Annotated in this window: 7 protein-coding genes; all 7 read left to right on the top strand. The window is 45.1% G+C overall.

Features of this window, described 5'->3' with window-relative positions; all coding sequences use genetic code 11:
- The 7 genes from KHQ79_RS16860 to KHQ79_RS16830 are packed head-to-tail and all read left to right on the top strand — an operon-like array spanning position 1 to position 19,681.
- Entirely contained in the window at positions 1–855 is an 855-nt protein-coding gene (locus tag KHQ79_RS16860; RefSeq protein WP_084990855.1) for a 3-hydroxyacyl-CoA dehydrogenase family protein, read from the top strand.
- Between the two features lie 15 nt (positions 856–870).
- Positions 871–1,932: an HAD-IIIC family phosphatase gene (locus KHQ79_RS16855; protein WP_019257686.1), complete on the top strand. Its 1,062-nt coding sequence runs from the start codon at positions 871–873 to the stop codon at positions 1,930–1,932.
- A gap of 25 nt (positions 1,933–1,957) precedes the next feature.
- Positions 1,958–2,227 carry an acyl carrier protein gene (locus tag KHQ79_RS16850; RefSeq protein WP_003240117.1) on the top strand — a complete coding sequence of 90 codons (270 nt, stop codon included), beginning with the start codon at positions 1,958–1,960 and terminating at the stop codon, positions 2,225–2,227.
- Entirely contained in the window at positions 2,214–3,356 is a 1,143-nt protein-coding gene (locus tag KHQ79_RS16845) for an acyl-CoA dehydrogenase family protein (RefSeq protein WP_225516185.1), read from the top strand. The genes KHQ79_RS16850 and KHQ79_RS16845 overlap by 14 nt, the downstream gene beginning before the upstream one ends.
- 21 nt (positions 3,357–3,377) lie before the next feature.
- The gene (locus tag KHQ79_RS16840; protein ID WP_225516183.1) at positions 3,378–12,473 is read left to right on the top strand and encodes a non-ribosomal peptide synthetase/type I polyketide synthase; all 9,096 of its coding nucleotides are present in this window, start codon (positions 3,378–3,380) and stop codon (positions 12,471–12,473) included.
- A 19-nt stretch (positions 12,474–12,492) separates the two neighbouring features.
- Positions 12,493–15,162 carry a non-ribosomal peptide synthetase gene (locus tag KHQ79_RS16835; protein ID WP_225516181.1) on the top strand — a complete coding sequence of 890 codons (2,670 nt, stop codon included), beginning with the start codon at positions 12,493–12,495 and terminating at the stop codon, positions 15,160–15,162.
- On the top strand, positions 15,155–19,681 hold the full coding sequence (locus KHQ79_RS16830) for a type I polyketide synthase (RefSeq protein WP_225516179.1): 4,527 nt from the start codon (positions 15,155–15,157) through the stop codon (positions 19,679–19,681). Before KHQ79_RS16835 ends, KHQ79_RS16830 begins: the two co-directional genes overlap by 8 nt.
- Positions 19,682–19,692 lie beyond the last annotated feature (11 nt).

Genomic DNA, 19,692 nt, shown 5'->3' with positions numbered 1-19,692 from the left:
ATGGATTTCAGAACTGCCGGTGTTATCGGAGGAGGCGTCATGGGGGCCGATATGGCTCTTGATTTATCTGCGAATGGGTATCAAGTGATTTTGCTGGATATCAGTGATGAAAAACTGAAAGCCGCAGAGGAAAATATTAAAAAGACATTCAGGCTTGTTCAACTGATGCGGAAAGAAAAGTTCAGCATGTCACTTGAAGATGTGCTTGATAACATTCAATTCACGACTGAGCCGCACAATGTGGAGCCGGCTGATATCATCATTGAAAACGTAACAGAAGATTGGGAGATAAAAAGACAAGTGTATTTACAATTAAAAGATATCTGCCGAGAGGATACCATCTACCTTGTAAATACAAGTTGTATCTCAATTACGAAGGTCGGTTCACTGATGCATCGTCCGGAAAAGGTAATTGGAGCACATTTCATGAATCCTGTTCCTCTGAAAGAACTTGTAGAGGTGATTCGGGGCGATGCCACCTCTGATGAGACTGTCAATGCAACCGTCGAGTTTTTGAAATCTTTCGACAAAAATCCTGTCGTTGTTCATGATTTGCCTGGCTTTGTGTCAAATCGTGTGTTAATGCTGACCATTAATGAAAGCATTTGGACGGTTCAAGATCAAGTGGCGACACCAGCCAATGTGGATAAAATCTTCCGCGGCGGGTTTGGGCATAAAATGGGTCCGCTCGCGACTGCGGATTTAATCGGTCTTGATACGATCCTTAACTCCTTGCTGGTTCTATATGAAAGCTACAAAGATTCAAAATTCAGGCCATGTCCGCTGCTCGTGAAAATGGTAGACGCAGGAAAGCTAGGGAGAAAGTCAGGACAAGGATTCTTTCAATACAGTTAAAGGAGGAGAAGACCATTGAAAAAGGGAGTTAAGTGTGTTGTCTGGGATTTAGATCATACGCTATGGGATGGTATTCTGCTTGAATCTGATGATGTAAAGCTGAAGGACAATATCAAAGAAATTTTGACTGAGCTTGATGAACGCGGCATATTGCTGTCTGTCGCAAGCAGAAATGACGAAGCTGCTGTTATGGAAAAATTAAAGGAATTTGGAATTGACCATTTCTTTTTATATCCGGAAATCAGCTGGAATGCCAAATCGGTTTCTTTGGAAAAAATCAGCAAAAACCTCAATATCCATAAGGATACGCTTCTCTTTATTGACGACCAAGCGTTTGAAAGGGAAGAAGTGAAAAATGCCCATCCGGAGATTTCGTGCTGGGATGCCGTTCGGTATAAGGATCTAATCGTCGATCCTTTGCTGAAGCCTGCATTTGTAACGGAGGATGCCAAAAGACGCCGGCAGATGTATCTGGAGGATGATCGCAGAAAAGAGGACGAAGAGCAGTTTGAAGGACCGTCCGAACAATTTCTTGCCACTCTGAATATGAAGTTTACGATCAGCCATGCGCAAGAAAGCGACTTGCAGCGGGCAGAAGAGCTTACGGTGCGTACAAACCAGCTGAATGCAAGCGGAAAAACATACGATTATCAGGAATTAAATTATTTCCGAAAGTCAGATTCTCATATGCTGCTAGTCTGCGAGCTTGAGGACAAGTACGGCTCTTATGGAAAGATCGGACTCTCTTTAATAGAAGAAAAGGGAGATGAATGGCATATTAATCTTCTTTTAATGTCATGCCGGGTTATGTCCCGCGGTGTCGGTACGATTTTACTGACAGCTATTTTAAATGAAGCGAAACAAAAAGGGAAAAAACTGTTTGCTGATTTTAAACAAACAGATCGAAACAGAGTCATGTATATCACGTATAAATTTGCCAATTTCAAAGAACATACGAAGGGCCCGGACGGCTTCATTTTATTTGAAAATGACCTGAGCCGGATTCAGCCGTATCCTGCGTATGTCGAGGTCAAAACGGAATTCAGCCAATCACCTGTTGCGGGAAGCAGCAATTAATCTAAATAGCGGGGAGAGCAAATAGATGAATCTTCATGAACAAATTAGAGAATATATTGAACAAAATTTGGTGGTCTTTGACGATGAAATCGAATTAACCAATGATGATCACATTTTTGAAATGGGATTTGTGAATTCTTTATTTGCGATGAAGCTTGTAACATTTCTTGAGCAAAACTTTGGGTTTCAGCTTGATAACGAAGATTTAGATATTGCTAACTTCAGCACAGTTAACCGAATCGTCAGCCTAATTGAAAAGAAACAGAACGGAGCGCTTGCTAATGAAAACAGCTGAGATGAAAGCCGACATCATTCAAGATTTCCGGGGTTACTGTGACGAAAAAATCAGACCTTTTGCAGGCGAGTTTGATGAGAAGGAATGCATCCCGGCAGAATTAATAAAAGAGTTAGGGAGCAAATCTTATTTTGCTGCGGGTATTCCGGAGGTCTATCACGGATTGGGATTGAACCCTGTCGAGTACGGTTTGTTTACTGAACAAGCAGGTAAAGCGTGCTGTAATATTCGAACCCTTTTGACTGTGAATTCGTTAGTCGGTGAATCTCTGCTGCGGTACGGTACTGAGCGCCAAAAAGAAGAATGGCTTGTCCCCATCGGAAAAGGAGAGAAAATCGGAGCGTTTGCATTGTCTGAACCAAACATTGGTTCAGACGCAAACCACATTGAAACATCGTATACAAAAAACGGAAACTGCTATGTCATCAACGGCAGAAAAAAATGGATTTCCTTTGGGGCCATTGCTGACTTTTTTCTGGTCATAGCCCGTGATGGAGAAGTGGTTACAGCCTTTATTGTAGACAGCAGCCAGAGTGGCGTAACGGTAAAAAAAATGGAAGGCATGATGGCCAATAGAGCTTCTTATCTTGCGGAAATAGAGTTTGATAGCGTTGAGGTTTCTGATGACCAGATATTAGGGCCAATCGGGGGCGGCTTTAATTACATCGTTAACTTGGCTTTGGATCATGGCAGATACAGTGTAGCATGGGCCGGATTGGCGATTGCACAGGAAGCCGTCGATTCTTTAGTAACATACTCACGGAAGAGAAGCCAATTCGGAGAGAAGCTCTACAAACATCAAATGATTAAAGGAATGATCGGTGATGCCGTAACACAGCTGCATGCAGCCCGCGCCTTATGTATGAAAGCCGGCGAAATGCGGATGAAACAAGATCCAGAGGCCGTGACGGAAACGTCTATCGCGAAATATTTCACTTCAAAGGTTGCTGTTGAAATTACCAATTCAAATGTGCAGATCCATGGAGGAAGCGGCTTCAGCAGAGATCATTCAGCTGCCCGCCTGTACAGAGAAGCCAAAGTATTGGAGATCATTGAAGGAACATCTCAAATTCAGCAGCAAGTTATAGCGAATTATGGATTGAGACGATATTTTGTCAAACATATATAGGCAGAGGATGGAGAGGATTCTGTGAGTGAGCAAATGAATAAAATAGATAAAAATAACATAGCCAACATTCTCGGACTGACAACCATTCAGGAAGGTCTGCTTTTTCATTATTTAATGGAGCCGGAAGGTAATGCTTATTTTGAACAAATGCTGATAAAACTGGAGAGCGAACCAGCCCGCGATCTTTTTGAAAAAGCATGGCAGCAAACGGTTCGGCAAAATGAAATGCTGCGGACGGTGTTTAGGTGGAAGGAAACAGCTAAGCCCATTCAAGTTATATTAAAGCATCATAAAATAGATATCCGTTATCAGAGCATTCCGTTCGAGAAAGGCATTTCCCAGGAAAAGCTGAAGGAGAAGCTTGCGGCGCGTGATCGGAAAGAGCCGTTTCAGCTTCAAGAAGTACCTTTTCGTGTCACGCTTTATCAAATAGAAGAAAACGGGATCTGGATGATGATCAGCTTTCATCATATCCTGATGGACGGCTGGAGCATGGGGATTGTCCTCAAAGAGTGGATGGAGTCATATCAAGCGTTATCCATGGGTCAAACACCTGTTATTTCTCAAAAACCGTCATATCAAGCATTTGTGAAATGGCAGCAGGAACAGCAGCGTAAAACAAAAGACAGCCAGGCGTCATTTTGGAAAGGGTTATTGAAAGACTGGGAGCCTGTACAATTGCTGCCGAATACAGAAAGACCAGGGAAGCGTAATGCTATTTTTTCTAAACATGAAATACAGCTTCCGGTTTCAGCAGGAAAAGCTCTTCGCTCACTCGCTTCTGAACGGCAAGTTACGCTTGCTTCAATTCTATATAGTGTCTGGGGTCTGCTGCTAAAGAAATATTCTGATCAAGAAGAAGTGGTGTTCGGGACAACCGTGTCAGGAAGAAGCGCCGATGTACCGGGAATAGAACAAATGACGGGGCTGTTTATTAATACCATTCCGCTTCGTCTTCGCTTTGCGCCTCAATCCACGCCTTTAGATGTGATTCAGCTTGCACATGAGCAGATTGCCAAAAGAAGTGAATATGAACATACACCGCTGTCTGATTTAAAAACATATGCGGGGCTGACGGCTGAGCAGTCATTATTTGACACGATTGTCGTGATTGAAAATTATCCGCTTGATCAGATGCTTAAGTCAAACAGTCTTCCTCTTTCAATCGAACAATATGACATGTTTGAGCAAACTGAGTTTGATTTGACATTGAGTGTACAAGCTTTTGATGAACATATCCATTTTTCATTTATATACAATCCTGGTGTCATGTCTGCTCTTCAAGTGAAGCAGCTGAGGGATCATTTTCTCAACCTGTTATCGGAAGTGATTGAGTATCCGGCAGACAGATCTGTGCATCGCTTGAATATGCTTTCCGAAGATGAAGTGCATTATCAACTTGAAGAGTTTTGCAATTATAAAGGTCTGACCGGCAACAAACATCAAACTGTTATTGATTTGTTTGAACGGCAGACAGAAAAGACGCCGGACGCTCTTGCTGTGGAATTTCGCTCGGAATCCCTGACCTATGATCAATTAAATAAAAAAGTGAATCAGCTTGCCCGCTTTTTAGAAAGTCAGGGAGTCAAACCCGCACAAAGAGTCGGTATTTTAACAGAACATTCAATTGAAATGGTGATCGCGTGTCTCGCTGTATTAAAAGCGGGCGGCGCTTATGTTCCGGTTGATCCCGATTATCCTCCGGAAAGAATTGAATATCTTCTTCAGGACAGTGGGGTACACCTGCTGCTGACAGAGGATATTGAGGGGCTGGTTTACTCGTACGATGGTGTGAAAATAGATATTACCGATCAGAGTCTTTATCAAGGAAACGACAGCAATCTGGTGAAACATTACGGTCCGCAGGATATTGCGTATTGTATATATACCTCTGGAACAACAGGCAGGCCAAAAGGGGTGCTTGTTAAGCATCTTGGTCTTGAAAATTATATTTCCTGGGCCGCCGAGCAATATGTAAGAGGTGATAATAGAGATTTTGCCCTTTATACGTCTTTATCTTTTGATTTAACAGTAACTTCTATCTTTACCCCGCTTATAACCGGAAACGCAATTATTGTGTATCGGAATACAAACAAGCAGCTTCTTGTGGAACAAATTCTGAAAGATAATCGAGCCCACGTTATGAAGTTAACGCCGTCCCATCTGCATTTCATTTCCGGGATGCCGTTTCAGGACAGTGTGATGAAGTGCCTGATACTGGGGGGAGAGCAATTAGAAACCTCCTTGGCGGCGAAAATTGAAGAGAACTTCGATGGGAAAATTGAAATTTTTAATGAATATGGCCCGACGGAAACGGTAGTCGGCTGCATGATTCACCGCTACTCATCTGAAAGGGATAAAGATCTGTATGTGCCGATCGGCCGGCCTGCAGCACATACTGATATATACATTCTTGATTCACATATGAACCTGCTGCCCCAGGGAGCAGCGGGAGAACTATATATTGCCGGAAAAGGAGTGGCAGAAGGCTACTTAGGCCGGAAGGAACTGACGGCAGAGCGCTTTGTGGCTCATCCTTTTAAACCCGGAGAAAAAATGTATAAAACAGGAGACGCAGCCCGCTTTTTACCGGATGGAACCATTCAGTTTTTAGGCAGAAACGATGACCAAATCAAACTTAGAGGCTATCGGATTGAGAGCGGGGAGATTGAACACTGGCTCTGCCGGTACGGACGTATAAAAGGGGCGGCGGCTGTCGTGAAGAAGGACGCGTCCCAGACACCGTGCCTGGCTGCTTATCTTTTCACTGATGAGACGATTGATGAAAAGCAGCTGCGTGAATACTTGCGCCGTCATTTGCCGGAATATATGATTCCATCCCGATTTATTGTGATGGATGAGATGCCGCTGACGGCCAATGGAAAACTGGATAAAAAAGCACTGCCGGAGCTTGCTGCAGAGACAAAACGAAAGGCACTTGCGGCAGCACCAGCTTCTGAAACAGAAAAGATGGTGCTGGAGATTTGGAAACGTGTACTTGGTCAAGACAGCATCGATGTTCAGGATAAATTTTTTGAAATCGGCGGCACTTCCCTGCATTTGATCCAAGTCAATCAGCAGCTTTCTAAGGAAACGGGAAAAAGTATTCCGATGGTTGAGATGTTCCGCCGTCCAACAGTTCAGATGCTTGCTGAATTCTTATCAGGTCATGATGAAGAGCAATCAAAAAAGAAAACACCATTCATATCAAAGCGGAAGGATCCTTCAGATGACAGCATCGCCATCATCGGGATGGCCGGGCGTTTCCCCGGAGCTAAAAACATAGATGAATTTTGGCATAACCTGCAAAATGGCAAGGAATCCATCTCTTTTTTCACTGATGAAGAGCTGTTTGCGGAAGGCATTGATGAACAAACATTTACGAGAACTGATTATGTAAGGGCGAAAGGAATCATCGACGGCCCCGATTTATTTGACGCCGCCTTCTTCGGCTATTCACCGGGACAGGCAGAGGTCATGGACCCGCAAATCCGTCTTCTTCATGAGTATGTATGGAAAACGCTGGAGGATGCAGGGTGTGTTTCAGCTGAATATGAAGGAAAAATCGGTTTGTTTACAGGAACAACCTCAAATTTTCAATGGCTCCAGCATTTCGCTGACTCATTAGACGGCAGGATGTCAGAGCTGTTTGAAATCGGCTCTTTAAATGATACCTATACGATCAGCACGCGGGTTGCTCATAAACTTAATTTAAAAGGTCCAGCCATTACCCTGCAGACAGCTTGTTCAACCTCCTTGGTCGCGCTGCATTTGGCTTGCAAATCAGTGCTGAATGGAGAATCTGATATGGCTCTCGCAGGCGGTGTGTCCATTCTCCATCCGGTTAAGTCAGGCTACATCTATCAAGAGAATATGGTGAAATCACCAGACGGCCATTGCCGAGCCTTTGATAAAGACGCGAAAGGCACTGTAGGAGGCGATGGTGTCGGATTTGTCGCAGTGAAATCGTTGAGCCGCGCTTTGGCTGACGGCGATAGAATCTATGCGGTTGTAAAAGGATCTGCGGTCAACAATGATGGTGACCAAAAGGTAGGCTTCAATGCGCCGAGTGTGGAAGGCCAGACAGAGGTTATAAGAGATGCGATTGCCGACGCGGGGATTGAACCGGAAACCATCAGCTATGTGGAAACCCATGGGACAGGCACAGCTCTCGGTGATCCAATTGAAATTGAAGCCTTAACTAAAGCGTTTCAAACGAATAAAACCGCGTTTTGCCGGATTGGTTCCGTAAAAACGAATATCGGACACCTTGATGCTGCTGCCGGAGCGGCGGGTCTCATTAAAACAGTTCTCTCTCTGCAGCATCAACAACTTGTGCCTAGTCTTCATTTTAAAGAAGCGAATCCGAATATTGATTTTCAAAACAGTCCTTTCCTAGTGAATGACAAGCTCCGAGTGTGGAAGAGAACAAATACCCCAAGACGAGCAGGCGTGAGCTCATTCGGTATGGGCGGCACCAATGCCCATGTGATTCTGGAGGAAGCGCCTGTCAGTGAACGTGAAAAACATTCGCGTTCGTATCAGCTGTTTCCTCTTTCAGCAAAAACGATGAATGCTTTAGAAAAAACGAAAGACCTTTTGCTCGAACACATGGAAAGGAACTCTGAGCTTAATGCAGCAGACGCCGCTTATACGCTGCAGGCCGGAAGACAGCACTTTGATTATAGGCAAATGTTTGTGGCAAAGGACAGACAGGATGTCATCCGCCTGCTTTCCGAGAAGAAGGACAGAGGACTCAGCCGAATGTCGCGGATTCAGGAAAAAAAGGAGAAAAAATTGATCTTCATGTTCTCGGGCCAAGGCAGTCAATATGTGAACATGGGCAGGGATTTATACACGGAGGAGCCGTTTTTCAAAGAGACGATGGATCACTGTTTTCAAGAATTCTATGAAGCGACCGGTGAGAGGCTTGAGGATATTCTATACCCTGACCAGCAGGATGAAGACGCTGCCGCGATGAAGCTTCAAGAGACGAAATATGCCCAGCCGGCTATTTTTATGCTGGAATATGCGCTGTCACTTTTGCTGATGAAGTGGGGGCTGCAGCCATGGGCTATGATCGGCTACAGCTTCGGTGAATTAACGGCTGCCGCGGTATCGGGAGTGTTTACGCTAAGCGATGCCATCAAGCTAATCAGCTTACGTGGACAAGCGATGCACGAAGCGCCGTCAGGCATCATGCTAAGCGTGCCAATGCCAGAGGAAGAACTGAAAGCGATTCTCCCTGATTGCATTTCATTGGCTGTTGTTAATGACGCTTCTTGCATTGTGTCGGGGCTTGAGTCTGACATTTCCGCATTTGAAGAACAGTTAAAAGCCAAAAAAGTGCTTTGTATGAGAGTAAAAGGTTCAATTGCTGCTCACTCGCACGTCATGGCTTCCGCCGCTGAACGATTTGGAAATACGGCTAAGCGCATTTCTTATCAAAAACCGGATGTTCCTTTCTTTTCGAATTTAACGGGAGACTGGATAGCGGATGAAGAAGCTGCGGACTATGACTATTGGAAGCGGCACATGACTGAAACTGTTCGCTTTGCCGAGGGTATTGGCGTGTTAACGAAGCAGGAAGATGCTATTTTTATCGAAATCGGCCCGGGGCAAGATTTAAGTGTGCTGGTGAAGAGATCGATTAACGATGAGCTGCGCCAGCATGCTTGCAATGTGCTGAAACACAGCAGACAGAGTATGTCAGATGTCCAATTTTTACTCAGCAGAATTGGCACGCTGTGGATGTATGGCGCGGACATTGATTGGCGCGGGCTGCACGAGGGCAGACATCCTGAAAAGATTACTATGCCGCAATATCCTTTTGAAAAGGAATCCTTCTGGCACAAACGGAAACATACCGCCAGCGGAAAAGGCAAAAAACATTCAGGAGGAAAGCTCCCGCTTCAGGAGTGGTTTTATCTGCCGCAATGGGAAAAAGAAATCCTGCCGATTCCCCGCGAGATTGAAGCGACGGAACAACGTTTGCTTGTCTTCATGGAGGATGGATATTTTTCCCATAGGCTTATTCAGGGGCTGCAATCCACCTGTGCTTCTTGTGTCATCGTTAAAAAAGGACATAACTTTCAGCAGGTTGAAAAAGGAGTGTACACACTCAGCCCAGACTCTGCGGAAGATTACTGCCGTCTTTTTGAAGTGTTGGAGAAGGAAAAGATTCAGTACAGCCGGATTTTGCACCTCTGGGGGCTGGCAGAGAAGAATGAAACCGCTGCTGCCGAGTGGATTGAGCAGATGCAAAACGAATCCTATTACTCTTTGCTTTACTTAGGGCAAGCATTGAAAAAGAAAGGAACAAAGCAGGACATTTCGATCTTTGTGTTATCGTCCCTTACGTATCAGCTAGGCGGAGAAGACATGCTGTATCCAGAGAAAGCCGTACATCTGGGGCCGAGTATGGTCATATCTCAGGAAACACCGTTCCTTCGCTATCGAGTGATTGATATAGACAGACAGAAAGAAGATTCCTGGAAAGAAGACAAGCTGCTGGGACTCATCAGATCAGAGCTGATGACCGAATCAGGCAATCTCCTAACGGTTTACAGAAATAATAAAAGGTACACCAGGAATTTTATTCACAAAGCTGTGCCTGCAGAATCATCGCAGGGGCACCTTCGTCCCGGAGGCGTATATATTCTGATTGGCGGGCTGGGCTTCATCGGTTTACATGCTGCAAAAACCATTGCTGAGAAAACAAAAGGAAAACTGATTCTGACAAGCCGTTCCGGCCTACCGCCACGGAGTGAATGGGAGTCCTTAATCAGCACGCATGCTGAGGATGATCCAATCGTTAAAAAAATAAAATCAATATATGAGATAGAAAAAACAGGCGCAGAAGTCACTGCTGTTGCTGCGGATGCAAGCTGTGAAGCGGATATGTCTGAACTGGTTCATGTGGCTGAACGTAAGTACGGCTCCATTCATGGTGTAATTTATGCAGCTGGAATAACAGGCGAACAATCATTCAGGATGATGGAACAAACGGATAAAAGTTTTTCGAATACTCACTTTCGAGCAAAAATGACGGGCGTTGCGGTATTAGAAAAAGTGTTGGCCGATCGACCGCTTGATTTCTGCTTTTTGATTTCGTCCTTGTCTCCGATATTGGGAGGACTTGGATTTACCGCCTATACTGCGGTTAACCAGTTTGTTGATGCCTTTGTATATAAACATAATGCGCAGCATCCTGTTCAGTGGACAGCCCTAAATTTAGACGGCTGGGAATTTGAAGACGGCAAAAAACCGGATATTCCAGTCGGAGGGGATTTAGAAAATACCCTGATTCGTGCGCATGAGGGCAAAGAGGTTTTCGAGAAAATTTTCACATTTGATCTTATGGATCAGATTGTAGTGTCTGCCACGGATCTGCAGGAGAGGATACAAAAATATGTGAATCGTCTGCAGCAGCCTAACGGTGAAGAGCAAGAGGACGTTTCGCTGTACGGGCGGCCAGAACTTACCGCTGAATATGTTGAACCAGTAACTGATATGGAGAAAGAACTCCTTGTTCATTGGCAGTCATTTTTCAAGATTGATCAAATCGGTATAGACGATGATTTCTTTGAGATGGGCGGGGATTCGTTAAAAGCGATTACTTTCATTTCCATTATTCATCAAGCATTCAATGTGGAAATTGCGCTGCCGGATTTCTTTAACATTCCGACGATCAGGCAGATGGCTGAATTTATCAGCCAAGCCGACAAGAAGATGTACAGAAAGATAGAAAAAGCTGAAAAACGGGATTACTATCCGTTGTCCTCAGCGCAAAAACGGCTTTATCTTGTTCAGCAGTTAGATCAAACAAGCACTGGCTACAATGAGTTCACTGCCGGCCGGATTGCAGGAAAGCTTGATATGCAAAGGCTTGAGAATGTGTTCCGGCAATTGATTAATCGTCATGAGAGTTTAAGAACATCCTTTAAAGCAATAGACGGTGTTCCTATGCAGTGCATAGCTGAGCATGCGGAATTTCATGCAGACTTTTTTGACCTATCAAATGTGGCAGGACAGGAAGGGCAAAACCAAAAAGAACAAGAAGTCATCAGCAGCTTTTTAAAGCCGTTCCAGCTTGATCAGGCTCCCCTGATGAGAGCTGGTGTTATTAAGAACTCTGAAAACGAGTATATTCTGATGCTCGATATGCACCATATTATTTCTGACGGTTTATCTCAGGATATCTTGGTCAGCGAGTTTATGGATCTGTATGACGGCAAAGAGCTTGCACCACTTGAGCTGCAATATAAAGATTTCTCAGAATGGCAGAATCAGATGCTTCAGTCTGAAGATCTGAATGAGGTGAAAACATATTGGCTGAAACGGCTTGACGGCTTCCGGGAGCTTCAGCTGCCGGCTGATTACCAGAGACCTGATGTCAAAAGCTTTGCCGGCGCTCATTATCGTTTTTATATAAGCAAAAAAGAGCTTGAGGCGTTTAAATCCATTATGGCCGATGAAGATGCCACGCTGTTTATGGGACTTTTATCAATCTATCAAATCCTGCTGCACAAGCTCACTGGACAGTCCGACATTGTAGTCGGCGTTCCGGTCGTAGGGAGAAGGCAGGAGGAACTGCAGCGGATCATCGGTATATTCGTTAATATGCTTCCGCTTCGGTTTTATCCGAAAAAAGAGATGACGTTCACTCAATTTCTGCACCATGTCAAGCAGTTGGTGATTGATGACTTTGATCATCAAGATTATCAGTATGAACATATGGTTCAAGATTTGAAGTTAGATAGGACGTTAAATAGGAATCATATTTTTGATACCGTTTTTGCTCTGCAGAATCTAAGCCAGCCTGCTTTAGAGGTAGACGGGATCACACTAACCGACTATGAATATGAAACAGCGGTTTCCCGGTTTGATTTGCTTTGGATCGCTTCAGAAGACGAAAACGGTTTATCTTCTGTCATTGAATACAGCACTGAGCTGTTTACAAGAGAAACCATTGAAAGCGTTGCGAAAGGGATTAAAAAGGTGCTGTCAGCCGTGATTGATTGTAAGCAAACCGCTCTCAAGGATATTGACCTGACTTCAGGCATCAATGATTTAGAAAAGGTATCGTTGCTGGAACTAGACGATCTGAAAATCTAGCAGAAATAGGTGAATAACAATGAACCAAACCGATGTCTTTCAATTGAAAACCGCAGCTCTTGAAAAAGTGAAGGAGCGGCAATATTGGACTTCTCTATTATCTCAAATCCCGTCGGACTGCCGTTTTCCTTATGATTCACAGCTTCTTGATCAAAACGATGAAGAAGCTTCATTCACTTTTTCATTCCCGGCTCAGCTGGAAAAGGCCATCTTAAAGGCATCCGGAGCTTCAGATTTGCGTATGTTTATCATTTTTATGACTGCGGCAGTCACATTGCTGCACAGGTACAGCGGAAGAACGGATATCATGGCGTCGGCCCCTGTGTTGAGACAGCGGGAAACACAGCCGGTGATCAATGATCTTCTTCCGCTGCTGGTGAAAATCAAGCCTTCTATGAGTTTCAGAGACTGTCTAGAGCATGTGAAACAAGCTTTTCAAGAAGTGTATGCCCATCAAAATTATCCTGTGAAAATACTATTGGACGAGCTTCATCCTTTGCATAAAAAAGGGGAGCCCCGCTTTGGCATTTCCCTTGCTATGAATGATCTTCAGCAGCCGGCGTCATTGAGAGCGCTAGACACGAATCTATTTATCTCCATTCAGTATGATGAAGGGACATTGACTGGAAAGTTGAGCTGGAATTTGAAGCATTACACATTCGATACTGCTAAACGGATAGCCGGCCATTTTTGTATGCTGGCGGACCGGGCTTTGTCGGCGCCTGAGACTCTGGTCTCTGAGCTGCAGTTACTTTCTCATGAGGAGAGAGAGAGAATCATCACGACATTTAATCACACAAATCAGCCCTATCCGAAAGAAAAATCGATTGTCGATCTCTTCAAAGAACAGGCAGCTCTCAAACCTAATCAGCCTGCAATTGTGTATGAAGATGTCAGTTTCACATACGGTGAGGCTGATGAATTGTCAGACCGGGTTGCTACTTTTTTGATAAAAGAAGGTGTTCGTCATGAGGAGCCTGTGGGGCTGATGGTTCATCGCTCAGCAGAAATGGTTATTGGCATATTAGGCATATTGAAAGCAGGATGTCCTTATTTGCCGATAGATTTAAATATGCCGTCCGAACGGATGGATTATATGCTGAAAAACAGCGGTTCGCGGTTTGTGATCACGAACGAGGATTATGACATTTCTGCTGAGGATCAAAAAAGCTTATTTATAGAGGAAATGATGAAATTTGAAGGGGCGGCGGAGCATGGGCGTCTGCCGTCTCCTGAAAATCTCGCTTATGTGCTGTATACATCAGGGACAACAGGAAAACCGAAAGGCGTGATGGTGGAGCATCGTCAAGTCATCAATTTAGTATATGGCATAGACAGCCTTCATTTTGAGCCGTTTTCACAAGAGCATCTCCGCATCGGCATGCTTGCTTCACATATTTTTGACGCATCCGTGCAAACGATATTTCCGGCAGTGCTTCTTGGACACACCTTATATATTGCACCGGATCATGCAAGGATGGATGGAAAGCAGCTATGGTCTTTTTATGAGGAGAACCGCATTCATATTTCAGATGCGACACCTTCTCATTTGCGCCTAATGCTCAAAGCCGCTGAGAAAGAGCCGCATCACGTTGACGAATTGAAGTTAATAATGGCTGGCGGCGAAATTTTGCCGCCCCAATTGGTTCAGCAATATTTACAAACGTTTCGTGCTGATAAGCCGGTGATGACAAATAATTACGGTCCGACGGAATGTACTGTACAGTCAGCGGCTTTTACCATACCTGATTCTTGGAATGAACCCGTCGTACCGATCGGTAGGCCGATGCCGAATGAACAGATTTATATTTTAGATCATTGCGGACAGCCTGTGCCCATTGGCGTATACGGAGAACTGTGCATTGCCGGAGATGGGGTGGCAAGAGGATATATCTGTCAGCCAGAGCTGACGGCAGAAAAATTTACAGAACCGCAACATATTCCTGCTGGCAAGCTTTATCATACCGGCGACTTGGCGAGATGGCGTTCTGACGGCTTAATCGAATTTTTTGGCAGGTATGATGATCAAGTAAAAATAAGAGGATTCAGAGTAGAGCTTGATGAGATTAGAAAAGCCTTGCTTGATTACCGGGAGTCGGGACAAATCATTCATGACGCGGTGATTATTCCAGTTCAAAAGGAATCAGATGATCAGTTTCTTGTGGCGTATCTCATTTCCGATCAAAAACTGAAAACTCGAAAAATGAGAGGGTTTTTAGGAGAAAAGCTGCCGGGTTATATGATTCCGAGACGATTCATCCGCGTGGACTCATTTCCAATGAACCTGTCAGGGAAGCTTGATCTCAAGGAGCTTCCAGATCCTATGGAAGAGCCTGAATCTGACGAGCAGGTCATAAAACCGCACAATGAAACTGAGAAAAAGCTGGTGTCCATTTTTGCTGGCATTTTGAATATACCTGAATCTGATATCAGCATGGAAGATAACTTTTTTGATATCGGCGGAAACTCATTTCACATCGTAGAATTATCGAACAAATTGAAAGAGCAGTTTGGACAAGAGCTGTCTGTTGTTCAGCTGTTTCAATATACCTCCGTATCGGCAATAGCTGCCCAGCTCAGCCGGCAAACGGAGTCTGAGGGTTCTCAGGCAAATGCTGAGAGTGGGGAAGAGGTAGCGGAGGATTTAGAAAATGTCGCACAACTGTTAGGCGGGATTTCTGATGAGTAAAACAACAGGCTTAGAAATAGCGGTTATCGGAATGGCTTGCCGTTTCCCCGGTGCCAAAAATATTGAAGAGTTTTGGGAGAATATCAAAACGGGCACGGAATCCATTACATTTTTCTCAAAAGAAGAGCTTATGGAAGCCGGTGTGCCTAAAGAACAGCTCGATCATAAGAATTATGTCAGGGCCAAAGGAAAAGTAGACCTGCATGACCACTTTGACGCAGCGTTTTTCGGCTACTCACAGCGCGAAGCCGAGGTAATGGACCCGCAAGTGCGGATGTTTCATGAAGTCGCGTGGGAATCCCTTGAAAACGCCGGCTATAATCCCGAAACCTATTCACAGCCTATCGGCTTATTCGGCGCTGCGTCTGCGAATTTGTACTGGCAGGCAAGTTCAATGCTGCTGAGAAGCAGCAGTTCTTCTGAGCAGTTTGCTGCTGTTCAGTTGACGGACAAGGATTTTATGAATACACAAATTTCATACAAATTGAATTTGAAAGGGCCGAGTATCGCAGTGGATACAGCCTGTTCATCTTCTCTGACCGCTGTGCATCTCGCATCCAGAGCTTTGCTTACCGGCGACTGCAAAATGGCGCTGGCCGGAGGAGTAACGGTGACTTGTCCCCATAAAAAGGGCTATATGTATCAAGAAGGGATGATTATGTCGCCGGACGGCCGCTGCCGCGCATTTGACGCGGAAGCAAAAGGGACAGTCGGGGGTGAAGGCTGCGGTGTTGTAGTGCTGAAAACCTTAAAGCAGGCGCTGAAGGATCAAGATCATATTTACGCTGTCATTAAAGGATCAGCATATAACAATGACGGCAGCCGTAAAGTCGGTTACACCGCGCCAAGTATCGAAGGGCAGGCAGATGTCATTAGAAAAGCACTGAACATCAGCCGTGTAGAGTCCGAAAGTATTTCTTATGTCGAAGCGCATGGCACGGGCACCTCGTTAGGTGATCCAGTTGAAATAGAGGCGCTTAAACAAGCGTTTCAAACAGAAAAGAAGCAATTCTGCGCGATCGGCTCTGTTAAAACGAATATCGGTCATTTGGATTCCGCCGCGGGAATTGCGGGGTTTATTAAAACGGCGCTGAGTCTCAAAGCGAGAACCCTGCCGCCAAGCCTTCATTACAAAAAGCCCAATCCTAAAATTGATTTTGAAAACAGTCCTTTTTATGTCAGCACATCAGCAAAACAATGGACAGCATCTGACCGGGTGTTTCGAGCGGGCGTCAGTTCCTTTGGGATCGGCGGCACGAATGTTCATGTTGTCATGGAGGAGCCTCCGATGAAGGAAAGACGTCATCAAGAGGATCATGAAGACTGCCTTATGCTTATTTCTGCCCGATCTGAAAAAGCTGCAATGAAGGCCGCGGATCAGGTCAAGCAATTTATAAAAGAGAATGAAGAGGTACCGCTCCAAGACGTTTCATATACACTGCAAGAGGGCCGCAGGCATTTTCAGTATCGTCAGGCATTTACGGCTGGTCCTTTAGGGATAACAAGCGATATGGCAAATTCTTCAATAGCGCTGGAGAAGCCGGCAGTTGTCTTTATGTTTTCCGGGCAAGGCTCTCAATACGTCAATATGGGGAAACAACTGTATGAAATGGAGCCCGTATTCCAGGAGGAGCTGGAGCGCTGTTTTACCATTCTGCAAGCTGAGGAAGGACTCAATATTAGAAGCATCATGTTTCCGGCTAATGAGGCAGAAAGCAAAGAAGCCGAACAGCTTATCCATGAAACCTCATATACGCAGCCTATTTTATTTTCTTTTGAATATGCGCTGGCGTCCTTCTTGAGCAAAAAAGGTTTAAAACCGCAATACATGATTGGCCACAGCATAGGGGAATTAACTGCAGCCTGTCTGTCAGGCATTTGTTCATTGGAAGACGCGCTTCATATGGTTGTGATGAGAGGCCGATTGATGCAGGAAATGCCGGAGGGAGAAATGTTGAGCGTCAGACTGTCTGGCAGAGAGACAGAAATGGAATTGACAGAGGGGGTTGAGCTGTCAGCTTCAAACAGCTCTGATTTATCGGTTGTATCAGGTCTTATGGAGCCAATCAATGCTTTTGCCGCGCGCCTTCAGGCGAAAGGAGTGGCAATTCAGCACTTAAAAACGTCCCATGCGTTTCATTCAAGCATGATGAAGCCGGCAGCATCTCGTTTTGCTGATATTCTGCAAAATATTGAATTCCAGGCACCTGGCCTTCCGTTTATTTCAAATGTGACAGGCGATTGGATACAAGCAGAGCAGGCCGCAGATCCGAAATACTGGGCTTCGCAAATCATGGAAAAGGTTGATTTTCATTCAGGGCTGAACACACTTTTACAAATGGGCAATGTTGTATTTGTTGAGATCGGGCCAGGAAACACGTTGACGCAGTTTGTGAGAAAACATGAGGGTTTTATGACGGAGCAACATGCTGCGGTAAACATGATCAGGCATCCAAAGGAAGTATCATCTGATCGTGTCTATCTGTTAAACCGCATCGGCAGGCTTTGGACGCATGGTGTAAACATGAACTGGGAGCACTTTCGCCAAGGGGGCTCATACGAAAGGGTCCCGCTTCCGACTTATCCTTTTGAGCATCAAGTATTTCCCGATCCGCAAACATCTCAGGGCGGCATGGAAGAAAAGATCAAAAACGAATTGAGATTAAACGTTGCTTCAAGTGAAAAACAGCTTCCTTTTGATAAGTGGTTTTCCGTACCGTTCTGGGAACGAATGGAACCAGTCAATGAGACATTCACTCATCAAGGAAAGAGGATACTTGTCTTTGAAGAAAACAGTAATGTCAGCCAATATCTCCTAAAACAGCAAGCGGAAGCCGTGTCTGTCCACCCGGGTGATTACTTTGCGGAAACAGACAGAAACACGTTTACGGTAAACCATCGTGATACGGCCCACTTTCGGAAGCTGCTGGATGAACTGAATGCAAGGGGGTTTATCCCTGATGAAATCATCTGGATGTGGCTGCAAGACTGTGATGGTCGTGATGGAGATATTGCAGAGCACACAATAGCCGGTTATCTTCCTCTCCTTGATCTTGTCCGTTTACTTGGGACAGAGAGCAACAAAAGGTTAAACATGACCGTAGTGACCAATCAAGCTCACGATGTGACGGGAATGGAGGATCTTCAGCCTCATCAGGCTGCGCTGACCGGAGTCTGTTTGACCATTCCGCAAGAGTATAAGCAGATCAGCTGTAAAGCTGTTGATCTTTGTCCGGACCCGCGACTCGGTCAATCAAGCTGGCCTGAAATGATTTCTTATGAACTTAAAAAAGAGGATGATCAGCCTATTGTGGCTTATCGCGGAAACAGCAGATGGATTCGGCAGGCGAAGCAGCCGCGCAAGCAAGATGAGATTGATATGGCCGGCAATCTCAGGCATAAAGGAGTTTATATCATTACAGGCGGCCTTGGGGGGATTGGATTATCTCTTGCATCTCATTTAGCTGAAACAGTTCAAGCAAAGCTTGTGCTGCTAAGCCGGACAGGACTGCCCGATAAACTAAGAGCAAATGACGATACAGCCAAAAAACTCAAGGCTGTGGAAGAGCTCGAGAAGGCTGGAGCCGAGGTGCTGGTATTGCAGGCGGATATTTCAGACGAGACAGAGCTTCAAAAAGCCTTGCAAACGGCAGAATCTCGTTTCGGACAAGCCATTCATGGCGTTATTCATGCAGCAGGCATTCCTGATGGCAAAGTGATTCACGCAAGGACACCAGACGATGAGAGGCATATGGCGAAAGCCAAAATAACAGGAACCGCTCTGTTAAGAAAAGCGCTTAGAAACAAACAGCCGGACTTCTTCTTCATTTGTTCCTCTCTTGTTTCATTTTTAGGAGCGGGGGGCCAAGTCGGCTACGCTGCATCAAACGCATTCTTGGACAGTTATGCTCACGCATGCCGAAAAGAAGGTGAAAACATGGTGACGGTTAACTGGGACCGTTGGGAACAAGTAGGGATGGCATATGAATCAGAAACGGCAGCCATTCTTTCGAAGATAGCGGACAAAGAGGAGCAACACCAAGGAATCCTGCCGGCTCAAGGAGCGAAAGCGTTTATGAGAGCTTTGCAGCTGCGCTATCCGCAAGTCCTAATTTCGCTGCAGGACGTAAACAAACGAATGAAAGACAGTTATGTGAAAAAGGACAGACAAACCGCAGCGCATGTGCTGACAAAAGACCGCTTGGACACACTTGAAGAAAGGTTAATGAATATTTTCAAAGATTATTTTCATTCTGAGACAGATGTAAATATGAATTTCTTTGAATTAGGAGCCTCTTCACTTGATCTGCTTCAGGTGAGCGGGAGAATCAAAAACGAGCTTGGCGTGGATATCCCGGTTGTGATGATGTATGCCCACCCGACGGTTGCAGCATTAACCCAAGCCGTCAAAGCACAGCAAAGCGGTGATGACTTGCACATAAAAGGAATAGAGCCAGATCGCCAAAAAGCCATAAATGAAGGGAAAAAACGGCGAAAACAGCGAATGAGACGAAAATAGATGGGAGGCTG

Source organism: Bacillus sp. TSO22, assembly GCF_020223595.1.
In the GTDB taxonomy this organism is placed as follows: Bacteria; Bacillota; Bacilli; order Bacillales; family Bacillaceae; genus Bacillus; species Bacillus inaquosorum.
The sequence above is the reverse complement of the archived record's forward strand: the minus strand, read 5'-3'. Positions and strand labels throughout refer to the sequence as shown.